This is a genomic window from Campylobacter concisus (assembly GCF_002913765.1).
Taxonomy (GTDB): Bacteria; Campylobacterota; Campylobacteria; order Campylobacterales; family Campylobacteraceae; genus Campylobacter_A; species Campylobacter_A concisus_BB.
Map to the genome: position 1 here is coordinate 1 of NZ_PPCH01000023.1, position 21,252 is coordinate 21,252.

Sequence of the window (21,252 nt, forward strand, 5' to 3'; positions counted from 1 at the left end):
TGTCATAAGTTCGAGTCTTATAGCGACCACCATTACTTTTAGGTGCAGCGGTAGTTCAGTTGGTTAGAATGCCGCCCTGTCACGGCGGAGGTCGCGGGTTCGAGCCCCGTCCGCTGCGCCATCTACTTTTAATTTTTTCTATTTTTGTCTTTATTTTTTTAAATTTAATGCAAAATTTTTATAAAAATATTTTATTAAATAATATGTAAAATAATACATAAAATATTGTCTTTAGAAAAATTTAAAATATATTTTTCTCTATTAAAAATTTTTAGTTTTTATAGCAAAAATAACGATTAAAGCCCAATTTCCACTCGATTTTCTAAACAAAGAATATTTAAATTTTAAAACTAAATTTAATATAAAATTTCAATTATCTTTATAGTGCTATTAACAAACCTAAAATAACAATTTTTTGTTGCTTAACGTTAAGGCATATTTTAAAATTTAAAGTAAAAATTTATTTTATCGCATAAACATACATTTAAATTTTATGCCTATATGAGATAAATTTATCATGCCAAATGGCTAATATCAACCTTAAAAGCTTAAATTTTGGTGTAAATTCTATTTTCTCAAAAGTGATTATCGGCAAAGAAAAAATATTATTTTTATCTTTTGATTATCAAAATATCAATATAATCCGTAAAAATTTATAAAAGGATAATTATGGCACTTGAAAATGTATTAAGAGCGATTGAGGATATAAAAAATGGAAAAATGGTCGTTATGGTCGATGATGAGGACCGCGAAAACGAGGGCGATCTAGTCTTTTCAGCAGCTAGTAGTGACATGCAAAAGGTAAATTTCGCTATCACTCATGCAAAGGGCGTGCTCTGTCTTGCGATGGACGAGGCAAACGCCAAAAGGCTTGATCTACCGCTAATGGTAGCCAAAAACACATCGAGCCACGAGACAGCTTTTACAGTTACGATAGACGCAAAAGACGCAACAACGGGTGTTAGCGCATACGAGCGCGATATGACGATCAGACTTGCAGCTGATGCCAGCTCAAAGCCTGAAGACTTCGTGCGTCCAGGACACATCTTCCCGCTTATCGCCAAAAATGGCGGCGTGCTAGTTCGCACAGGCCACACAGAGGGCTCAGTCGATCTTTGTAAGCTTGCAGGTGTTGCTCCGATGGCTTCGATATGCGAGATAGTAAAAGAAGATGGCACTATGGCAAGGCGTGATTATTTAGAGGAGTTTTGTAAGAAATTTGGGCTAAATATGATCAGCGTTTCTGATCTGGTCGAGTATAGACTAAGCCATGAAAGCCTCATAAGAGTTGGCGAAAAAAGTGACGTGATGATCGCAAACTGCGCTGCAGCAAGATACGATATCACCGATCACAAAGGCAAAATCCACTCAGCTTATCTTTTTGGCGAGCCAAAGAGCAAGGCAAATGTCAAATTTCAAAAAATTCTAGCCGATCACGAGCTTTTGAGCAGTCCAAAATACGACGAGCTTTTAAAAACTATCAAATTTCTAAGCCAAAATGGTGGAATTTTGATCTTTTTAGATAGCGACAACTCAAACACAAGCAAGGACTACGGCATCGGAGCGCAAATTTTAAATCACTTTGGCGTAAAGGATATCGAGCTTCTAAGCTCAAATAAAAATAAAGAATTTGTAAGCTTAGCTGGTTTTGGGCTAAATATAGTCGGCTATAAAGAAATTTAAATATCACCAAATTTAGCCAGTTGGACTTGGTCTCTGGCTAAATTTTATAATACTTTTTAAGTTAAATTTCGCAGATCATTTACAAATTTAAACTCTCATTACATGTAAAATTTTAAGAAGTTTCTCTTTTGTTTAAGGTTATATAGCATAAATTTAGTTTATAAACCAGTTTTATGCTAAAATTAAATATTTTACTTCAAATATATTTTATAAAATAAATTAAATTTAATTAAAAAATTTCTAATATATCGCTAATTTACGTTATTTTTATAGATTTAATCACTATTTAATATAAAATATTATTTAAAATAAAAGATTAAATTTATATTTTAAATTTTATAATTCTACTAATATTTCACAAGGAGGATGAAATGAGATCTATATCAAACAAGATCGCATTGACGCTTATTGTTCTTTTGAGTGTATGCTTTGCTGCGATGTCGGCTGTTAGCTACTTTAACGCAAAAGAGGAGGTGGTGAAGCTGATCAGCCAAAACCAAGATCAAATTCTATCTGACATAAAGTCTGTGACGCAAAGTTTTATTGATGACTACATGGAGGACTCGCAAAAGCTAGCTAGCAAGCTAGTGGGCAGTGTGGGTAACGAAGATGAAATTCTTACTCGTTTAAAATCTACAAAAGAAAATTTAAAATCAATAGTCATAGGTGCCTATTTTGCAGCAGAGAGCAACGGCTATACTTATGGCTCAAATGGCAAAACCTTAACCCCAGAAAAAGATAAATACGAACCAAGGGGCAGGGGCTGGTATATCGCCGCAAAAAGTAGCGGAAAAACTATCTTTACAAAGCCATATATAGACATGGTCGCCCCAGAGCACGACTTATGCATGACTTTCTCTACTCCGATAACGGAGGACGGCAAGCTTTTGGGAGCTACATTTACTGATGTTAATATCAGGCTTTTAAGTAAAAAGCTTCTAAAGATGGGTAAAACTGAGTTTGGCTATGTCTATTTTATGGACAAAGATGGTGTTATCTTGTTACATGATGACGAAAGCCTTATAAATCAAGCCGCAAACGCGACAAAGACGCTGGCTGCGAAATTTGCTAGCAAGGACTTTGACGAAAATGGCTTGATCTCATACCAAAACTCAAAAGGCGTAAATGTTTCGGCTAAAATTTTACCTATAAACGACGACGGTTGGCTCGCAGTTGCTGCGATAAATGCCGATACTTTTAGCAGCCAGACTATGCCCCTCCTAAAGATCCAGCTAATCCTAGCAGTGCTATTTATCGTTATCCTTTCAGCATTTGTCTATTTCTTACTTAAAAAGTCCCTTAACCCTATAAAAACCATCCAGTCTAAGCTTGATGATCTATTTAAATTTGTAACTTACGAAGCAAAAGCACCAAGCAAGCTAGAGGTAAGATCAAATGATGAATTTGGTGAGATGAGTAAGGCGATAAATGAAAACATCGACAAAGTCGTAGCTGGCATCAAAAAAGATAGCACTATGATAGATGAGCTAAATAAGGTAGCAAATTTAATGATCAAAGGAAACCTTGGAGCAAAGATAGGCTCAACTCCAAACAACCCATCGCTAAATGAGCTAAAAGAGCTACTAAATAAATTCTTTACATCTATCTCGGCAAATTTAAAGGGCATAACAAACGTTCTTAGCTCATATACTAAAAACGACTTTACAGCAAAGGTTGAGATAAATGACGAGCTAGAGGCCGATCTAAAGGCTATGATACTTGGAGTATCAAACATGGGTGAAGTAATTTGCACTATGCTAAACTCAAATTTAAATGATGCCAAGATACTTGAAGAAAAAGCTACAACTCTAGCTGAGGCTATGAAAGAGCTTACACAAGGTGCAAACACTCAAGCAAATAGCTTACAAGAAAGCGCTGCTGCAGTTGAACAAATGTCTAGCTCAATGAATGCCATCTCTCAAAAGACAGCTGATGTTATAAGACAATCAGATGAAATTAAAAACATCATAACTATTATTAGAGATATAGCAGATCAAACAAATTTACTTGCTCTTAATGCTGCAATAGAAGCAGCTAGAGCTGGAGAGCATGGCAGAGGATTTGCCGTTGTGGCTGATGAAGTTAGAAAGCTAGCTGAAAGAACACAAAAATCACTTGGTGAGATAGAAGCAAATACAAATGTCCTAGCTCAATCAATAAACGAGATGAGTGAATCTATAAAAGAGCAAAGTGAAGGCATTAATATGATAAATGAGTCAGTTGCTCAAATAGATCACCTAACAAAAGAGAATGTGGTAATAGCTAACCAAGCAAACGAAGTAACATCAGAAGTAGATGAGATGGCTAAAGCTATAGTTGAAGAGGTTAGGAAGAAGAGGTTTTAAAAATATTTCTTTCTTAGAGTTTTAAACAAAACTCTTGTTTAAACAAGACTACAAAACAAATTCCAACCTAGCTTAGACTGGGTTGGAATTTTAATCATTTATATAGCTACTTTAAATTCTAAACTTTAAATTTAATATTCAAGAATTATCTATTAAATTTTAAAATTTATGAACAAGCATATCACGCTTCTAAATTTAGTAAGTTACTAAGGCGAGTGAGTAAGATTTTAAAATTTGCAAAAACTAACTTAATTAAATTTACAAAATTCTTTTTATGTTAAGGGGTAAGAGGCTTGAATTACGAAGTCGCTCCCTTCCCCCTTAACAATCCCCCAACCCCTACAACGTTAGAGGTGCATGCGATAGTGCTAGCGCACTGCATGCGTATTGTTTTAATTAAAAAACTCTGTCAAATTTTAAGATTTGATAGGTCTTTTTAAAATTTCAAATTTAAAATTACCGGCTACTTATGTTTTGCTTCGTGCTCTAGTAGCCAAATTTTAGTTGGCAGGCCTTCGCCGCCTGAGTAGCCGCCAAGACCGCTGCGAGAAAGCACTCTGTGGCAAGGGACGATGATAGGCAGTGGATTTTTGGCATTTGCAGATCCCACTGCACGGTAGGCGTTTTTGTGGCCAGCAGCAAGTGCAAGAGCTGCGTAGGTAGTCGTTTCGCCGTATGGCACTTTTTGTAAAACGTCATAAATTTTGGCTCTAAATTTTGTCGTTTTTACATCAAGTCTAACGCTAAATTTTTTAAGCTCGCCCTTAAAATAGGCCTCCAGTTCATCTAAACAAAGTTTTAAATTTTCATCTTTTACCGCAACTTTTTCAAATTTATCTACAAAATTTATCTCACAAATTCCATTTTCACTAGCAACGATCTCTAAAATTCCAATGGGCGATTTTAGGTAGGCTTTTGACACATTTACTCCTTGAAATTTGAAATTTTGGGCAAATTTTACTTTAGATTGTTTTGCTTTTTGATAAAATGCAAGCAAAATCAGCGATTTTGGACTAAAAACGAGCAAAATCACAAAGGAAATTTATGAGCTTTTTTACCGACTACGAAAAACACGTGAGTGAGCGAGAAAAAGAGGGCGTGCCACCGCTTGCGCTAAATGCCAAGCAAACAAGCGAAATTTGCGAGCTAATGAGACTTGCTGGCAACTCTAGTGGTGATGAAAAGGCGCAAAACGAGCTAAAATTTCTTATAAATTTGCTTACAAATCGTGTAAATCCTGGCGTTGATGACGGGGCAAAGATAAAGGCAGAATTTCTTGGCGAGGTGATAGACGGGCTTAAAATAGACGGGCTTGATGCGGTTCGTGCCATTAAAATTTTAGGCAAGATGCTTGGCGGATACAACGTAGAAATTTTGGTGCGAGCGCTAAAAAATAGCGACGAAACTATCGCGCAAGCTGCGGCAAATGAGCTAAAAAACATCATTTTGGTGCATGAGCATTTTGACGAGATCGCAAAGCTAGCAAACAGTAATAAATTTGCAAAAGAGGTGCTTGTTTCTTGGGCAAATGCGGAGTGGTTTGCGCACAAAAAGCCGCTTGATGAGTGCATAAAGGCAGTCGTTTTTAAAGTGGCTGGCGAGACAAACACAGACGATCTAAGCCCTGCTAGTGAGGCCTATACAAGGGCTGATATACCGCTTCACGCAAAGGCGATGCTCGTTAAAAAGATGCCTGAGGGTTTGGAGATATTAAAGGAGCTAAAAAGTCGTGGCAAGAGCGTGGCATACGTTGGCGACGTGGTCGGCACTGGCAGCAGCAGAAAGAGCGGCATAAACTCTATTCAGTGGCACCTTGGCGATGAGATAGAGGGCGTGCCAAATAAAAAAACTGGCGGCATCGTGATCGGCACAACCATAGCTCCGATATTTTTTAATACCGCCGAAGACAGCGGTGCACTGCCAATAGTCGCAAACGTAAATGAGTTAGAAATGGGCAATGAGATAGAAATTTATCCATTTAAAGGCGAAATTTACAAGCTTGCAGGCAATGAAAAAAAACTCGTGGCAAATTTTAAACTTAGCCCAAACACCCTAAGCGACGAGATAAGAGCAGGGGGCAGGATACCTTTGATGATAGGTAGGCAAGTCACCAAAAAGGCTAGAGAGGCCTTGGGACTTGGCGAGGAACAAATTTTCATAAAGCCAGATCAGCCAAAAGAGCTAGGCGGTGGCTATACGCTCGCTCAAAAGATGGTCGGCAAGGCTTGTGGCAAGGCTGGCGTGAGAGCTGGTGCATACGTGGAGCCTGAAATTTTGACCGTTGGCTCGCAAGACACCACTGGGCCGATGACTAGAGATGAGATAAAAGAGCTTGCTAGCCTTAGTTTTGGGGCGGATTTTGTCTTGCAAAGCTTTTGCCACACGGCTGCTTATCCAAAGCCAAGCGACCTTGAGATGCAAAAGAGCCTGCCTAAATTTATAAATTTGCGTGGCGGTGTGAGCCTAAAGCCAGGTGATGGCGTCATCCACTCGTGGCTAAACCGCATGGTCTTGCCTGATACGGTGGGCACTGGTGGCGATAGTCACACGAGATTTCCTATTGGCATTAGCTTTCCAGCAGGCAGCGGCCTAGTGGCGTTTGCGGCGGTGCTTGGTATGATGCCGCTAAATATGCCAGAGTCGGTTTTGATCAAATTTAAAGGCGAGCTAAAAGAGGGCGTGACGCTTCGTGATCTTGTCAATGCAATACCTTATTTTGCTATCAAAAAAGGGCTTTTAAGCGTTGAAAAGAAAAATAAAAAGAACATTTTTGCAGGTAAAATTTTAGAGATCGAGGGATTAGAGAGTCTAAAAGTGGAGCAGGCATTTGAGCTAAGTGATGCTTCGGCTGAGCGCTCGGCGGCTGCTTGCGTGGTAAATTTAAGCGAGGCTAGCGTCGCGGAGTACGTTCGCTCAAACGTTGCGCTAATAGAAGCAATGATAAAAGCAGGATATGAGAGCCGTGAAACGCTTGCTAGGCGAAAAGAGAAGATGCAAAAATGGCTAGAAAATCCAACTCTTTTAAGAGCCGACAAAGACGCAAGTTACGCTGAAATTTTAGAGATTGATTTATCGAAGATAGATGAGCCGATTTTGGCCTGTCCAAACGACCCAGATGACGTGGCGACGCTAAGTGAAATTTTAGCTGATAGCAAAAGAGCGCACAACATCGACGAGGTCTTTGTGGGTAGCTGTATGACAAATATCGGGCATTACAGGGCGCTTGCTAGAATTTTAGAGCGTGAGAGCAAGCTTACTACTAGGCTTTGGATCGCTCCGCCAACTAAGATGGATAAAAAGACGCTTGAAGATGAGGGCGTTTATGAAATTTTTAAAAGGTTAAATGCTAGGACAGAGGTGCCAGGTTGCTCGCTTTGCATGGGTAATCAAGCAAGAGTTAATGACAATGCCGTCGTTTTTTCGACCTCGACTAGAAATTTTGACAACAGAATGGGCATGGGCGCAAAGGTCTATCTAGGAAGTGCCGAGCTGGCCGCTGTATGCGCGCTGCTAGGGCGTTTGCCAAGCGTTAGCGAGTATAAAAAAATAGTAAGAGATAGCCTTAGTTTAAACAAAGATCAAATTTATAAATACCTAAATTTTAATGAAATAAGCGAGTTTAGTATATAAATTTGTTACAATATCGCGAAATTTTAAGGAGCTTTGATGAAAAAAGTAGCTTTTTTCCTCTTTTTTAGCAGTTTTCTTTTTCTGAATTTACACGCATTAGAGTGCGGTGATCTTGCTAAAAAAGAGAGCTTTAAAACTACTCCAAACGAGCTTGCTTATGCGAATGAGGGGCTATTTTATTGCGATGGCTCGCTTTTAAATTTAAAAGAGGTAAAAGAGCTTTTTGATGCGAGTGTGGCTGTTAGGAGCGAGTCTCAAAGCTGCGTTGGCGAGGGCGTTTATAGAGAAAATTTAAATAAATTTAGATGGAACTTGCTAAAAGCATCGTTTGCACCTGAGCTTTATCAAAAAGAGCTTGCAAAGCCAGAGGTCGCAGAAGCCCAAAAAGATGCTCAAATGGAGTACTTTAGATATTGGGCGAATGAGAGCTTGTTTAACTTTTTAAAATATAAAAAATTCAGCGAAGCTTATAAAAACGCACAAACTCCGCTAGTTAAATTTTATGAGACTTTAGGCGTTGATAGTGCAAGTGCCGCATACTACGCTACTAGCGTGATAAATGAGTTTTTAAGCTTTAGTGTTGGTAAAAAGATAAATAAGGCTAAAGTTCTAACTTCTGAGCAAAAGATGATGGCTCAAAAGCTAAGCCAAGATGAGCTTGTAAATTTGCTCTACTCCAAAAATTACAGCACAGCTGAGCTTACAAATTTACTTGATATCGCACTACTAAATGACAAAAGTAGCGATATGATAGAAGAGATCATAAGACGCGGGGCCGATGTTAATTTAGGCGATGAGACACCGCTCTTTTTTGCTCTTAAAAATTTAGAAAATGTAAAAATTTTGCTTAAAAATAGAGCCGATGTAAATCACAAAAATTTCTTTGGCAAAAGTGCGCTTTTTTACGCTGTGCAGTTTGAGGATGCGCCTCTTTGCGAGCTTTTATTAAAGAGTGGGGCAAATGCAAACGAGAGCTACATCGATGAGCAGTCTAGGATGAATATGATAAATTTAGGCATGATGCAAGCAGAAGATACGTGTGGCTTGGAGCATACAAACAGAAGCGTTTTTATGCATGCAGCAGCTCATGCGACGCCAGAAATTTTAAAGCTTTTGATAGATAACGGCGCTGATATAAATGCTACTGATGATGCTGGATTTAACGCACTTGATTATGCGATTAAAGATAAAAATGAAAAAAATATTAAATTTTTAGAAGAGCTTGGCTTAAAGCCAAATTTTAATTAGGAAGAGATATGAAAAAGACAGCTTTTGTGACAGGTGTGACATCTGGCTTTGGTGAGGCGATCGCCAGAAGACTCTCAAAAGAGGGCTATAAGATAGTAGCTCTTGCAAGGCGCGAAGATAGGCTAAAAAAGCTAGCAAGTGAGCTTGGCGATACGCACATCATCGTAGCTGACATACGTGATAAAGAGGCTGTTTTTAAGGCGGTAGAGAGCCTGCCTGATAAATTTAAGGACATCGAAGTGCTTGTAAACAACGCTGGTATGGCGCTTGGACTTGAAAAGACGATAGATGCGAAGGTAGAGGACTTTGAGGCGATGATAGATACGAACGTAAAGGGTCTCATCTACTCTACAAAGGCCGTTTTGCCGCTACTTTACAAGCAAGAAAAGGGCTATATCTTTAATCTTGGCTCGACAGCTGGTTCGTGGCCATATCCTGGCAGTAATGTTTATGGCGCTACAAAGGCCTTTGTAAAGCAGTTTAGTCTAAATTTAAGGAACGATCTAGTTGGCACAAATATCAGGGTGACAAACATCGAGCCAGGGCTTTGTAAGACTGAATTTAGCGAGGTTAGATTTAGAGGAGATAAGGCAAAGGCGGATAGTCTTTATGAAAATACAAATTTCATCACGTCTGAGGATATCGCGACTATTTTGGTAAATTGTCTAAATATGCCTGGAAGTGTCAATATAAACAGGGTCGAAGTCATGGCAAACACGCAGACTTGGGCTGGGCTTGCGATAGAAAAATTTTAAGGAGTTCTTGTGAGACAAATTTTATTATTACTATTTTTTAGTGCCGCGCTTTTTGGTGTTGATCCAGAAGTAGCAAAGAGAAACGCTGAAATTTACGGCGTATTCACGCTTATACCGCCTGTTGTGGCAATAGCACTTGCTTTTATCACAAAAGACGTTATATTGTCGCTATTTATCGGTGTTTTTAGCGGAACGTTTCTCATAAATATCATCAATGAAAACGTCTTTATGGGCATCGTAAAGGGCTTTACTGGTATCGTTTCAAGAGTGGTTGAGTCAATGGCTGACAAGACCGACTCAGGCATCTTGCTTCAAGTGCTTTGTATAGGCGGTGTGGTCGCACTTATCACAAAGATGGGTGGCACAAAAGCAGTTGCTCTTTGGCTTAGCAAAAAGGCAAAAACTGGCGTTTCAGCTCAAATTTCAACTTGGCTTATGGGTATCTTTGTATTTTTCGATGACTACGCAAATGCCCTAATCGTTGGTCCTATCATGAGACCAATAAGCGATAAATTTAAAATAAGCCGCGAAAAGTTAGCCTTCATTATCGACGCTACTGCAGCACCGATTGCAGGTATTGCTATCATCTCTACATGGGTCGGACTTGAGGTTTCGCTCATTGAAAAGGGCTACGAGCTAATCGGCGAGACTGGCATAAACGCTTATTCTATATTTATCGAGACCATTCCATATAGATTTTACAACCTCTTTATCTTGTTTTTCATCGTCTGCACAGCCTTGATGCAGCGTGAGTATGGTCCTATGCTAGCAGCTGAAAGACGCGCTAGAAGAGGCGAGCTTCACTCAGGCAAAACTCAAATTCAAGACCTTGAAGATAAAACTCTTGAGCCAAAAGAGGGCGTAAAACTAAGCGCTTCAAATGCGATCGTGCCACTTCTTGTGCTAGTTATCGGCGCATTTACTAGCTTTTATTTTAGCGGTCTTGCTGCACTTGAGGGCGATACTCTTAAAAATGCACTTGCAAATCCGCTTTCATTTTCAACATTTAAAGATACTTTTGGCGCAGCTGACTCTGCTACATCGCTATTTCAAGCAGCGCTACTTGCTAGTATCGTAGCTATCACGATGGGTGTTTGGCGCAAAATTTTTGATGTAAAAGAGGCTATTAGCACATGGGTAAAGGGCTGGAAAACTATGATCATCACGGTTGTCATCTTGCTTCTTGCTTGGAGCCTTAGTGCGGTTATAAAAGAGCTTGGCACTTCAAGATATTTGGTTGATCTACTAAGTGATTCAACGCCTAAATTTATCTTGCCAGTGGCTGTTTTCATCCTTGGCTCATTTATCAGTTTCTCAACTGGCACCAGCTACGGCACGATGGGCATTTTGATGCCTCTTGCTATCCCGCTAGCTTATGCAGTGGGCAAAAACTACGGCTTAGATGGCGATGCGATGCATGCTTATATGATCGTAAATATCTCAAGCGTTCTAACTGGCGCTATCTTTGGTGACCACTGCTCGCCGATATCAGACACTACGATACTTTCATCAATGGGCGCAGGATGTAGCCACATCGATCACGTCTCAACGCAGATGATCTACGCACTTAGCGTTTGCGCGGTTTGTGTGCTTGTTGGCTACTTGCCGGTCGCACTTGGTCTTAGCGTTTGGATCGCACTTCCTTGCGGATTTTTAGCGATCTGGGCTTTGGTTAGATTTGTCGGTAAAAAAGTCGAAGAGAAAGCGGCATAAATTTGGACTGCAAATACCTAAAAGAGTGCGGATCATGCACTCTTTTTACCCCTTATAGTGAGCAAATTTCATTTAAAACTGATCTTATCAAGCAAAATTTCTCCAACTTTTATGTGGGTAAATTTGATATTTTTAGCTCAAGCCCAAAGCACTACCGCACGAGGGCTGAGTTTGGCATCTGGCACGAGGGTAGCAAGCTTAGCTATACTATGCACGCAAGCGAAAAAGGCAAAAAAGTTTTTATAGATGAGTGCCCAAAGGTTTGCGAACAAATTTCACATCTCATGCCAAGGCTACTTGAGAGCTTGCAAGATGATGAAATTTTACGCACAAAGCTCTTTGGAGTGGAGTTTATCGCCTGTAAAAGTGGCACCTTAGTCACGCTTCTTTATCACAAAAAGCTTGGTAGTGAGTTTGAAGCGGCGATGAAAATTCTAGCTAGCAAGCTTGATGTGATTATCCTAGCTAGATCTCGCGGTCAAAAGCTGCTAAGCGGTGAGCTAAATTTAGTTGATGAGCTAAATGTTGATGGGCAAATTTATAAATTTAGTCTAAGTGAAAATGCCTTTATCCAGCCAAATAAAGCGGTAAATGAGAAGATGATAACTTGGGCAAAAGAGTGCGTGCAAGGTGGCGCTGACTTGCTGGAGCTCTACTGCGGACATGGGAATTTTACCATCCCGCTTTCGTTTAAATTTAAAAACGTCCTTGCCACTGAAATTTCAAAAAGCTCGATCGCAAATGCCCTTAAAAACTGCGAGCTAAATGGTGCAGAAAATATCAAATTTTTGCGTATGGACGCTGATGAGCTGATGAGCGCATTTGCTGGTGTTAGGGAGTTTAATAGGCTAAAAGATATAAATTTGAGCGACTTTAACTTCTCGCACGTCCTTGTCGATCCACCACGCGCAGGACTTAGTGAAAGCGTCATAAATTTCATTAGAAATTTCAAAAACATCATCTACATCTCGTGCAATCCAGAGACATTAAAAGAAAATCTAAATGAGCTTACTAAAAGCCATAAAGTGATAAAATTTGCGCTCTTTGATCAGTTTGCCAACACTCATCACATCGAGTGTGGCGTGCTACTAGAGGCAAAAGATAAATTTTAAAAGGAAAGTTGAAAAATGGTTTCATTAAACAAAATAATCCAAGCAAAGATAACGATCGGTCACTTTGTAAATAAAACTCCGTTTGCGCTAAGTGCAAAACTTAGCAAAATTTTAGGCGCAAATGTCTATCTAAAAGAGGAAAATTTACAACGAACCGGAGCTTACAAGATAAGAGGCGCTTACAATAAAATAGCTAGCCTAAGCGATGAGGAGCGAAAACGTGGCGTCGTGGCTGCAAGCGCTGGCAATCACGCTCAAGGCGTGGCGATAAGCGCAAAAGAATTTGGCGTGCACGCTTGCATCGTCATGCCAGAATCAACCCCACTTCTAAAGGTAGCTGGCACAAAGGATCTTGGCGCTGAAGTGATCTTAAAAGGTGATAACTTTGATGAGGCTTATGAATTTGCAGTAAATTATGCCAAAGAAAAAGATATGACCTTTGTTCATCCATTTAACGATGAGTACGTCATGGCAGGTCAGGGCACTGTGGGTCTTGAGATGCTTGATGAGATAAGCGACCTTGATATGGTTGTAGTGCCAGTTGGCGGTGGTGGCCTAGCTAGCGGCGTGGCAAGCTGTATAAAACAAGTCAATCCAAAAACTAAAGTCGTTTGCGTCGGCGCAAAGGGCGCTCCAGCGATGTTTAACAGCTACGGCGCTAAAAAGAGCATAAACTCAAAGTCAGTTCGCACCATAGCTGATGGCATAGCTGTGCGTGATGCGAGCGAGATAACGCTTAAAAATATCGTTGAGTGTGTGGATGAGTTTGTGCAGGTCGATGATGAGGAGATCGCAACTGCGATTTTGTTTTTGCTAGAGACGCAAAAGATCGTGGTTGAGGGAGCTGGCGCAGCTGGCGTGGCAGCACTTATGCATGATAAGATCAAATTTAAAAAAGGCGCAAAGATAGGCGTGGTGCTAAGTGGCGGAAATATCGATGTTCAGGTGCTTTCTATCATCATTGAAAAGGGTCTTATCAAGTCTCACCGCAAGATGACCTTGCAAATCACACTTGTAGATAAGCCAGGAGCGCTAATGAGCCTAACTGATAGTCTTAAATCAGCAAATGCAAATATCGTCAAGATCGACTACGACCGCTTCTCTACTAAGCTTGACTACGGCGATGCAAGTATCACTATCACGCTTGAGACAAAGGGTCTTGAGCATCAAGAAAAGATCAAAGATACGCTTAATAAAAACGGCTTTTCTTTCACTCAACTCTTCTAAATTTACAAGCTCGCTACCCTTTAAAGTAGCGAGCATTTCTAACTAAAACAATATCTCAAATTTAGCATTTACGCTGTTTGATCTTACATCTTTAGCAAAAGCTCCAGTGTAAGAAAGGCCTAAATTTACATTTTTATAGACATTTGCTTTTATGCCAAGGCTAGCTGTGCCAAGGTTTTTAACCTCTTTGCCCTCTAACTCTAGATATCCAGCATTTGCGACATTTACACCGATAGTTGGTTTTGTGTCGCCAACTAGTCTGTTGTATGCTAGATCAGCTTCAAATTTCATCTTAGTGCTACCTAGGCTAAATGGTACGCTAGGGTTTAGACCAAGGCTAAAAATGCCTAAATTTCTAGTTTTTTCATCAACATCCATTTTGAAAATTCCTACATTTTGGCTTGTGCTATCGGTTTTCATGCGTAGATAGCTTGCACCCACATAAGGATTTAGCGAGAAATTTTCTGTATTAAAGCTAGTTAGGGCTAAATTTGCATAAGCATTAAGTGCTTTTTCTTTGCTTTTTATATGATCGTTTGAGTAAAAGCTTGCGATTGTTGCACCATTTTGAGTTTTGCGCTTAGCATCTGTGTATAGGACGCCAAGGTCTAGTTTCGTGCTAGCGATCTCGCTTTTGCCGTAGATACCGATGCTTTTGCCTTTTGTCTTATAGGCATCATCGCCGTCTTCTTTTACTTTTTCTGTGCTAGCACCAAGAACACCGCCAAGTACAAATGCGTCATTTACACTGCCGTCAAATCCAAAAAGCTGTGTCATAGAGTTTGCTTTTATGTCATTAAATTTCATAGCATCAAACATAGTATTTGACCAAAATTTCATGCCATTTGAGTCGCTTGCTCTTATGCCAAATGGGTCAGATTCGTGGTTGATGACTGCATTTTTAAGCATGATGTTTTCTAGTAAAAATGCATTGTGCTGAGCTAAATTTGCCTCATTTGCAAATGTTTTTAGAGTTTGTTTTGCCTCTTTTGGTGTAGTGTAGATGAAGTATCTATAAAGATCGCTTGTGATAACTGCTGGCCTGCTTCTAAATGGCGAAGGAAGTAGTGCTGGCCTGCTAGCTGTGCTTTCTATGAGCTGTGCAACTTTCTTTTGGTTGTCATTAGCTGCGATGCTTGTCATTGTATTTTTTGATTTTTTAAGAGTAAGCTCTAGCTTGTCATCACTATAGTTTTTGCCAAGATCAAAAAACGCATACTCTCTTGAAAGGGTATCTTCATAGCCTTTGAAATTTCCAGTTGCTGTAAATGTTTTTGATTTTGTGCTGTCGTTATAGAGCCTTTGCATGATCTCTAAGCTTGGCTCACTTATGTTTATAAATGAGTTTTTCTCGAAATTTAGATCTAAATTTGAAGCGCCGTTTGAGACGATGTAGCTACCGCCTGATTTGATAGTGGCTTTTACTACGTCATTTGAGCTTTTTTTGGTCACTTCTCCTAAAGATAGTTGCAAGGTAAATTTATTTCTACTAACCTTTGGCACGCTCATTTGTCTTACAATTTCTAGTGCGCCGCCATTTTCTACTATCACGTCGCTTGATTTTAGAGATTGATTAAGAGCTGTGATCTTGCCGCCTTTTATTATGGTTTTGCCAGTGTAAGAGTTGTCTCCTGCTAGGCTTAGTGTGCCTTGACCTCTTTTTATAAGAGTACCTTCGTAGCCCTCACTTGCCCTTAACTCTCTTGCTCTTTCTCTAGCGTTACCAATATCGAGCTCAGCTTTTTGCTCTGGTGTTAAATTTGCTATTTTTTCTAGCTCAGCCTTGCGCTTGGTCCAAATTTTAGCCTCTGCATCATCTTCTGTTTTTCTAAATTTGATGGCCACATCGCTTATGTTGTTTGAGTAGATATCATCGCTATTTAAATTTATATCAAACACGCCTAGAAGCTGACCTGGTCCAAACATCGCCTTATATAGATCCACTACGCCCCAGCCCCAGCGCTCATCAGGCACTCCAAGCGCAGCACTAAAGCCTGAAATTTTTCTAGTATCGGCTGGCTCTTTGAAATCATCATGAACTTGCCTTGCAGTAGTTAGTAGTACCTCTCTTATCTGAGCGTTATTCATATATGGGTATCTTTGCATGATGACACCAAGTGCGCCAGTGACGTGTGGAGCTGCCATTGATGTGCCGCCTTTTGTGTCGTAGCCTGCCTTGCCAGTTTTTAGATCAACGACGGTTGAGTATATAGGTTTTGCAGGTGCTGCCACGCTCCACCATTTTGAGTGACCAGGTGTGTTGTAACGCTGCGTGTCGCCCTCTAGCTGGCCAGTGACGTTTAGCCAGTACTTCTCAGCATCAGGTCTAAAGTATGGAAGCATCGCTCTTGTATATGACTCTTTCATCCCGTCTCTGTTGCCAGCAGTAAAAATTTGGATGACGCCATATCTTGTAGCGACCTCATAGGCTGCATCTAAGAAATTTTTGCCATTTACTACAAATGGATAGTAGCTTTTATATGCAGCATCAAGATCTTTGATATCTAGGTTATTGCCGCCTTCATACCCAGTAGCACCTTCGTAGGCTTTGTAAAATTTACGGTTTGAGCCCCAGCTGTTATTTATCGCTCTAGCTCCACTCTTTGCTAGTCCTTCGTAAGAATTTAAAAAGAAGTTGTAGTCTTGATTTGGACCATATGTCATGCCGTCAGTGCCGCCGGTATTGCCCATTATAAGTCTTGCATCAAATGCTACGCCGTGCATGCCCACGCCATCTCTTGACGCAGCTATCGTGCCAGCTACGTGAGTGCCGTGAGAGTCGTTTACTCCAGCTATCCAGTCACCATCTATGCTAAATTCTTCACCTTTTTTAAAGTCACCAAAGTCTTTTTTATTTTTATCTCCGCTGCCTTTTTTAAGAAGAGGTGAGTTGCCATACTCGGTGTCAGGGTATCTTTGACCATCTTTATAGTAGCTACCAGAAACCTTTAGCGCACTTACTCTGCCATCACTAAATTCTGGATGACTAAGTAGCACACCAGAGTCCATCACACCAAGCGTTACGCCTTTGCCAGTTGCTCCAAGAGCATATGCAACGGCTGCGTTCATGCTCACTAAACCCCAGTCGGCCTTGTACTCATCGCTCTGCCAGCTTTTTATATCGCCAAATTTACCTCTGTTTTGCTCGCTAGCACTTAGCTGATTAGCAAGCAAAAGAGTGCAGCAAGCAACACTTAAAAGGATGCACTTTTTGCTTGAAACGGATCTTTTCATATCTCGTCCTTTACATAAAATTTAAACCAATTCTAAAATTCTTAAAATAAATTATTAATTAAAATAATAATAATTTAATGAAAAATCGTAGGCTAAATTTACGAAAATATACGTTATTTACGCTAGTTTTACATTTAGAGAGAAATTTCATAAAAGACTTAATCTAAAATTAGTTATTTAAATATAATTTTTCTTATCACTATTTTTAAAACTATTATTTATATATTTTTTTAAAGGATTATTATTTTTCATTAAATTTACAGGACTAAAATTTCGCAAATTTATTCAAGGATGGGATATGAAAAAGAGTTTATTAAGCCTTGCATTGTTTTGCACTTTGGCTTTTTGTGCCGATGATGAGGTGGTTAGCAAACAAAACGATCAAGTATGGATAGGATCTATGGGCGGATGCAAGCTTTATGTATTTTCACTAAAGACGACTGATGCGCCAGTAGATAAGCTAATAGCCAAAGATGAGGCGCAAAAAGAGCTTGTGGCAAATACTAAAAATTTACCAAACAAACACAACGTAATGTTTGCAAAGTGCGATGACTACACGGCGCTCATAGATAGCGGCTATGAAGATAGCTTGGAAATTTTAAAGTATGATCTGCAAACTTTTGGCAAAATAAAGCCAGAGGATCTAACCTACGTCATCATCACGCACGCTCATCCTGATCACATAGGTGGGCTCATAGATGGCGGCAAAAAGACATTTAAAAACGCCAAGCTTTTTATAGATGAAAAGGAGTGGGACTACTGGATGAAGGGCAAAGACGAGAGGACAAAGGAAATTTTATCGCTTTATAAAGACGATAAGAGCTTTTTTGACCATAAAAAGCCACTATTTGACGGGGCGCTAAAGATCATGGCTATCCCAGCCTACGGCCATACTCCAGGGCACAACATGATAAGCTTTGAGACAGATAACGACAAGATCATCTTTATAGCTGACCTTCTTCACGTCCTAGCAGTGCAAGAGGTCGAGCCAAGCATGTCTATCACTTATGATGTAGATCCAGCCCAAGCTGCCAAAACGAGAGAAAAGGTGCTTGATGGCTTGGAGGACGAGACTACAAAGATAGTAGGCGCTCACATGCCTTACAATAGCCCCATCACCTTGCCAGAGTGAGTAAATTTCTTTTGCTTTACAAATTTAGGATAAAATGCGGGCTTTAAAGGAGAAAATATGAGCGAATACGCAAATTTGATATTAGCTATCTTGCTAGCTATTTTGGCATTTGCATTTTATAGGTCAAACAAGGCGCTAAAAAAGGCAAAAGACGATAGCGAAAATGTCTCAGTCAGCACTGAAATTTCGCAGCTTAAAAGCATCGGTGAGCTATCTGTCTTTCAGGTCTATAGCAAAGAGATCGTCACAAAGACAGATCATGCGTTTGGAAATTTTGGCAAAGAGTATCTAAGGTGGCTAGTAAGCGAGAAGAAGCTTTCGATGATATTTGAGTTTGAGATAAATTTCATCTACGATCTAACTAGCCCAAAGCTCGAGATCATGCAGATCGCAAACTCTAGTTACAAGATAAAAATGCCCCCATGTAAATATAAATTCTCAATCGCAGATATGAAATTTTACGATGAGAAAAATGGCAAATTTATACCATTTTTACTGCCTGACTCGCTAAATGGCTTTTTTGGTAGCACTTTTACAGAAGAAGACAAAAATAGACTAATCGAAGAGGCCAGAAATGAAGTAAAAAAGATGAGCGTTCGCCTTATCTCGCAACTTCAAAGTAAAATTCATAAATCAGCTCGCGACACGCTTGAAGCGATAGCTAAGAGCTTTGGCGCAAACAAGGTCGAGTTTGTCTTTGACGATAGCGACGAGCAGATCAACGAGCAACTAAATTTAGAAAACATAGCATAAAAACAAAATTTAAAGGAGAAAAAATGAGTGTAAATTCACAAGAGGTCACACAAGCACCTGGTAACAACACAGTCTTTCAAACATGGGTCTTAAAAGGCGACAAAAAGGCATGTAAAGAGGGCTTTGCTAAGCTTTGTGCTTTGGTTGTAAATTTAAACAAAACTGCTAAAGTTAGATTTGGCGCTGGGGAGAATGTAAACTGCGTCCTTGGCGTGGGTCATGATGCTTGGAAAAAGCTTGAAATTTCAAAAGATCTGCCAAAAGAGCTTGTAAATTTTAAAGCGATTAAAGGCGACAAACACGAGGCCGTTAGCACAAAGGGCGATATCCACATCCACATCCGTGCGCTAAATGCGGCTGACTGCTTTGACATGGCGCAAAATATCAAAGAAGTTTTGTTTAAATTTGCAGAGCTTACAGATGAGACTCAAGGCTTTAAGTATCACGACGGCAGGGCGATCATCGGCTTTGTCGATGGCACTGAAAACCCTGATGGCGAAGATAGAGACCTTTTTGCAAAAGTCGGCAAAGAGGACGCTAAATTTAAAGGTGGTAGCTACGTTTTTGTTCAAAAATACTTCCACAAGATGAAAGAGTGGAACGCCACAAGCGTAAGCGAGCAAGAAAAGGTTATAGGCCGCTCAAAAGAGTATGACATCGAGATGGACGAGAGCGTAAAACCTACAAATTCACACTCAGCTGCTGCAAATGTAGGCGACGATAAAAAGGTCGTGCGTGGCAATATGCCATTTACTGAAGGTAGCAAAATAGGTACTTACTTTATCGCTTATGCGAGCACATTTTCAACGGTTGAACTTATGCTTAAAAAGATGTTTATCGGCGAGCCAAAAGGCAACTCAGATAGGCTGCTTGACTTTAGTACGCCAGTGACCGGGGCTCTCTTTTTTGCTCCTACGCTTGATATGCTTGGCGACTACGAGGGATAAATTTAGCTTGTGGCGAAGCAAATTTGCCCCTTTAAATTTAAGAGGATAAAGATGCCAGAGTGGTTTATCTATGCAGCTCTTTCGGCTGTTTTTGCTGCGCTTACTGCGATCTTTGCAAAGCTTGGTGTAAAGGACATCGACAGCGATTTTGCGACATTTATAAGAACGGTCGTTGTCGTTTTTATGCTTATTTTACTTTTAAGCGTGGCTAAAAAATGGCAGCCACTAAGCTCGCTAAGCCCAAAAAACTGGCTCTTTCTCATACTAAGTGGCATAGCTACTGGACTATCTTGGCTTATGTATTTTAAAGCGATGCAAGCAGGCAAGGTCTATCAAGTAGCACTGGTTGATAAATTTAGCGTTGTGCTAGCTGTCATTTTAGCTGTCATATTTCTTGGTGAGAGGCTAAATTTAAAAGAAACTTTAGCCCTCTGCCTTATCGTATCTGGCGTGTTTCTACTCATTTTTAAATAAATTTTTCTGCATTATTCTTAAAGCATATTTTTAATTTTAATTTGTAATTAATAAAAAAGCCCCTAGAATTTGAACGATTTCATTTTGAAGGGAGAAATATGAAAAAAATCATTCTATCAGCAATCGTAGCTTGTGCGGCATTTGGTGCAGGTATGAACTACACAGATGTCGTAAAGGACGTATATGCTGACGCTAGCTCAGCTAAGAGCATAGGCAGGCTGCTACCAACCAACGCAGTTGAAATTTTACAAACAAGCGGCGATAGAGCGCAGATCAAAGTAAAAGGCTATCAAAACCCAGCCGTTAGCAACGTAGTTTATTTTGCTGATGGAGCGAGGATTATCTCAGTAGCATTTGCTAAAACTGCACCTTTTGATATCAAAGTGATAAAAGAGGGCAAAAACGGCAAATGGAACGAGGTAGAAACGACTGTATTTGTGCAAAAAGATGGCTTTAGTACTGATGTAAATGCGATGTTTGCAAAAGCTGATAAGATGTATAAAGAGAGCTGTGGTGTTTGCCATGCGTTGCCTCAAACTACGCACTTTAACGCAAATCAATGGCCGTCACTTCTAAAATCAATGATCGGCAGAACCGCAATAGAGAAAAAAGACGAGTGGCTAGTTATCGAATATCTACAAAAACACTCATCTGACGTAAATTTAGGCAAATAAGTAAAACCTAGCAGGGCTAAATTTAATCAAATTTAGCAAGGCAAAGGGTTTAAATTTAAAGGTTTTACTTAGAGAGAAAACCAAAATTTAGATCGCAGAGTTTGCGATCTTAGTCTTTAGTGCGGGATCAAACCGATGGGGTTTGTCGCAAGGGCTGGCTTCGCTAGCCTGCGAAGTAAAACCAACTGCTTGGTATCCGTGCGGGAGAGAGTGAGCGAAGCATATCGCTGGCGATGCGAGCGATGGGTGGCTGCTCGCAGCCCAGGCTTTGCCTAGGCGAGAAGTAAAACAAAAATTTAGGATCAAAAACTAGGTCTTAAATTTA

General features: G+C 40.0%; 16 protein-coding genes, 1 tRNA gene and 1 pseudogene. 15 read left to right on the plus strand and 3 right to left on the minus strand.

Features of this window, described 5'->3' with window-relative positions; translation table 11 throughout:
• Nucleotides 1-44: 44 nt before the first annotated feature.
• The 4 genes and pseudogenes from CYO89_RS06725 to CYO89_RS10755 all read left to right on the plus strand — a co-directional run bounded on the left by CYO89_RS06725 (nt 45) and on the right by CYO89_RS10755 (nt 4,028).
• Nucleotides 45-121: transfer RNA gene (locus CYO89_RS06725), tRNA-Asp, on the plus strand.
• A gap of 548 nt (nt 122-669) precedes the next feature.
• On the plus strand, nt 670-1,683 hold the full coding sequence (locus CYO89_RS06730; RefSeq protein ID WP_103597718.1) for a bifunctional 3,4-dihydroxy-2-butanone 4-phosphate synthase/GTP cyclohydrolase II: 1,014 nt from the start codon (nt 670-672) through the stop codon (nt 1,681-1,683).
• Nucleotides 1,684-2,120: 437 nt separating this feature from the next.
• Nucleotides 2,121-2,792, plus strand: a pseudogene (locus CYO89_RS10750) (PDC sensor domain-containing protein); the annotation flags it as partial.
• A gap of 795 nt (nt 2,793-3,587) precedes the next feature.
• The gene (locus CYO89_RS10755) at nt 3,588-4,028 is read left to right on the plus strand and encodes a methyl-accepting chemotaxis protein (RefSeq protein ID WP_430516210.1); all 441 of its coding nucleotides are present in this window, start codon (nt 3,588-3,590) and stop codon (nt 4,026-4,028) included.
• Nucleotides 4,029-4,491: 463 nt separating this feature from the next.
• Here CYO89_RS10755 and CYO89_RS06740 read toward each other — a convergent pair whose 3' ends face one another.
• Entirely contained in the window at nt 4,492-4,950 is a 459-nt protein-coding gene (locus CYO89_RS06740; RefSeq protein WP_103597732.1) for a methylated-DNA--[protein]-cysteine S-methyltransferase, read from the minus strand.
• A 122-nt stretch (nt 4,951-5,072) separates the two neighbouring features.
• Between CYO89_RS06740 and CYO89_RS06745 the strand changes: the two genes are divergently transcribed.
• Genes CYO89_RS06745 through ilvA form a run of 6 tightly spaced genes read left to right on the plus strand, consistent with a single transcriptional unit; the run spans nt 5,073 to nt 13,713 of the window.
• Nucleotides 5,073-7,658: a bifunctional aconitate hydratase 2/2-methylisocitrate dehydratase gene (locus CYO89_RS06745; protein ID WP_103597720.1), complete on the plus strand. Its 2,586-nt coding sequence runs from the start codon at nt 5,073-5,075 to the stop codon at nt 7,656-7,658.
• Between the two features lie 36 nt (nt 7,659-7,694).
• Complete coding sequence (locus CYO89_RS06750) at nt 7,695-8,906, plus strand: ankyrin repeat domain-containing protein (RefSeq protein ID WP_103597721.1); 1,212 nt, start codon at nt 7,695-7,697, stop codon at nt 8,904-8,906.
• An 8-nt stretch (nt 8,907-8,914) separates the two neighbouring features.
• Nucleotides 8,915-9,661, plus strand: coding sequence for an SDR family NAD(P)-dependent oxidoreductase (locus CYO89_RS06755; RefSeq protein ID WP_103597722.1), 747 nt, complete (start codon nt 8,915-8,917; stop codon nt 9,659-9,661).
• A gap of 9 nt (nt 9,662-9,670) precedes the next feature.
• On the plus strand, nt 9,671-11,374 hold the full coding sequence (locus tag CYO89_RS06760) for a Na+/H+ antiporter NhaC family protein (RefSeq protein ID WP_103597723.1): 1,704 nt from the start codon (nt 9,671-9,673) through the stop codon (nt 11,372-11,374).
• Nucleotides 11,375-11,376: 2 nt separating this feature from the next.
• Nucleotides 11,377-12,486 carry a tRNA (uridine(54)-C5)-methyltransferase TrmA gene (gene trmA, locus CYO89_RS06765; RefSeq protein WP_103597724.1) on the plus strand — a complete coding sequence of 370 codons (1,110 nt, stop codon included), beginning with the start codon at nt 11,377-11,379 and terminating at the stop codon, nt 12,484-12,486.
• A gap of 15 nt (nt 12,487-12,501) precedes the next feature.
• Nucleotides 12,502-13,713: a threonine ammonia-lyase gene (gene ilvA / locus CYO89_RS06770; RefSeq protein WP_002942811.1), complete on the plus strand. Its 1,212-nt coding sequence runs from the start codon at nt 12,502-12,504 to the stop codon at nt 13,711-13,713.
• A 42-nt stretch (nt 13,714-13,755) separates the two neighbouring features.
• Here the strand turns inward: ilvA and CYO89_RS06775 are convergent, their stop codons facing one another.
• Nucleotides 13,756-16,947 carry a S8 family peptidase gene (locus CYO89_RS06775; RefSeq protein ID WP_103597725.1) on the minus strand — a complete coding sequence of 1,064 codons (3,192 nt, stop codon included), beginning with the start codon at nt 16,945-16,947 and terminating at the stop codon, nt 13,756-13,758.
• A 298-nt stretch (nt 16,948-17,245) separates the two neighbouring features.
• Between CYO89_RS06775 and CYO89_RS06780 the strand changes: the two genes are divergently transcribed.
• From CYO89_RS06780 to CYO89_RS06800, 5 genes are all read left to right on the plus strand, one after another.
• Nucleotides 17,246-18,079 (plus strand): MBL fold metallo-hydrolase, encoded by an 834-nt coding sequence (locus tag CYO89_RS06780; protein ID WP_103597726.1) that lies wholly within the window; start codon nt 17,246-17,248, stop codon nt 18,077-18,079.
• Nucleotides 18,080-18,136: 57 nt separating this feature from the next.
• Nucleotides 18,137-18,832 (plus strand): DUF4230 domain-containing protein, encoded by a 696-nt coding sequence (locus tag CYO89_RS06785; RefSeq protein ID WP_002942821.1) that lies wholly within the window; start codon nt 18,137-18,139, stop codon nt 18,830-18,832.
• Between the two features lie 23 nt (nt 18,833-18,855).
• On the plus strand, nt 18,856-19,779 hold the full coding sequence (locus tag CYO89_RS06790; protein ID WP_103597727.1) for a Dyp-type peroxidase: 924 nt from the start codon (nt 18,856-18,858) through the stop codon (nt 19,777-19,779).
• Between the two features lie 51 nt (nt 19,780-19,830).
• Nucleotides 19,831-20,253, plus strand: coding sequence for an EamA family transporter (locus tag CYO89_RS06795; protein ID WP_103597728.1), 423 nt, complete (start codon nt 19,831-19,833; stop codon nt 20,251-20,253).
• Nucleotides 20,254-20,351: 98 nt separating this feature from the next.
• Nucleotides 20,352-20,927, plus strand: a complete 576-nt coding sequence (locus CYO89_RS06800) for a cytochrome C (protein WP_103597729.1) — start codon at nt 20,352-20,354, stop codon at nt 20,925-20,927.
• Between the two features lie 87 nt (nt 20,928-21,014).
• Here the strand turns inward: CYO89_RS06800 and CYO89_RS10255 are convergent, their stop codons facing one another.
• On the minus strand, nt 21,015-21,233 hold the full coding sequence (locus tag CYO89_RS10255) for a hypothetical protein (protein ID WP_141090728.1): 219 nt from the start codon (nt 21,231-21,233) through the stop codon (nt 21,015-21,017).
• Nucleotides 21,234-21,252 lie beyond the last annotated feature (19 nt).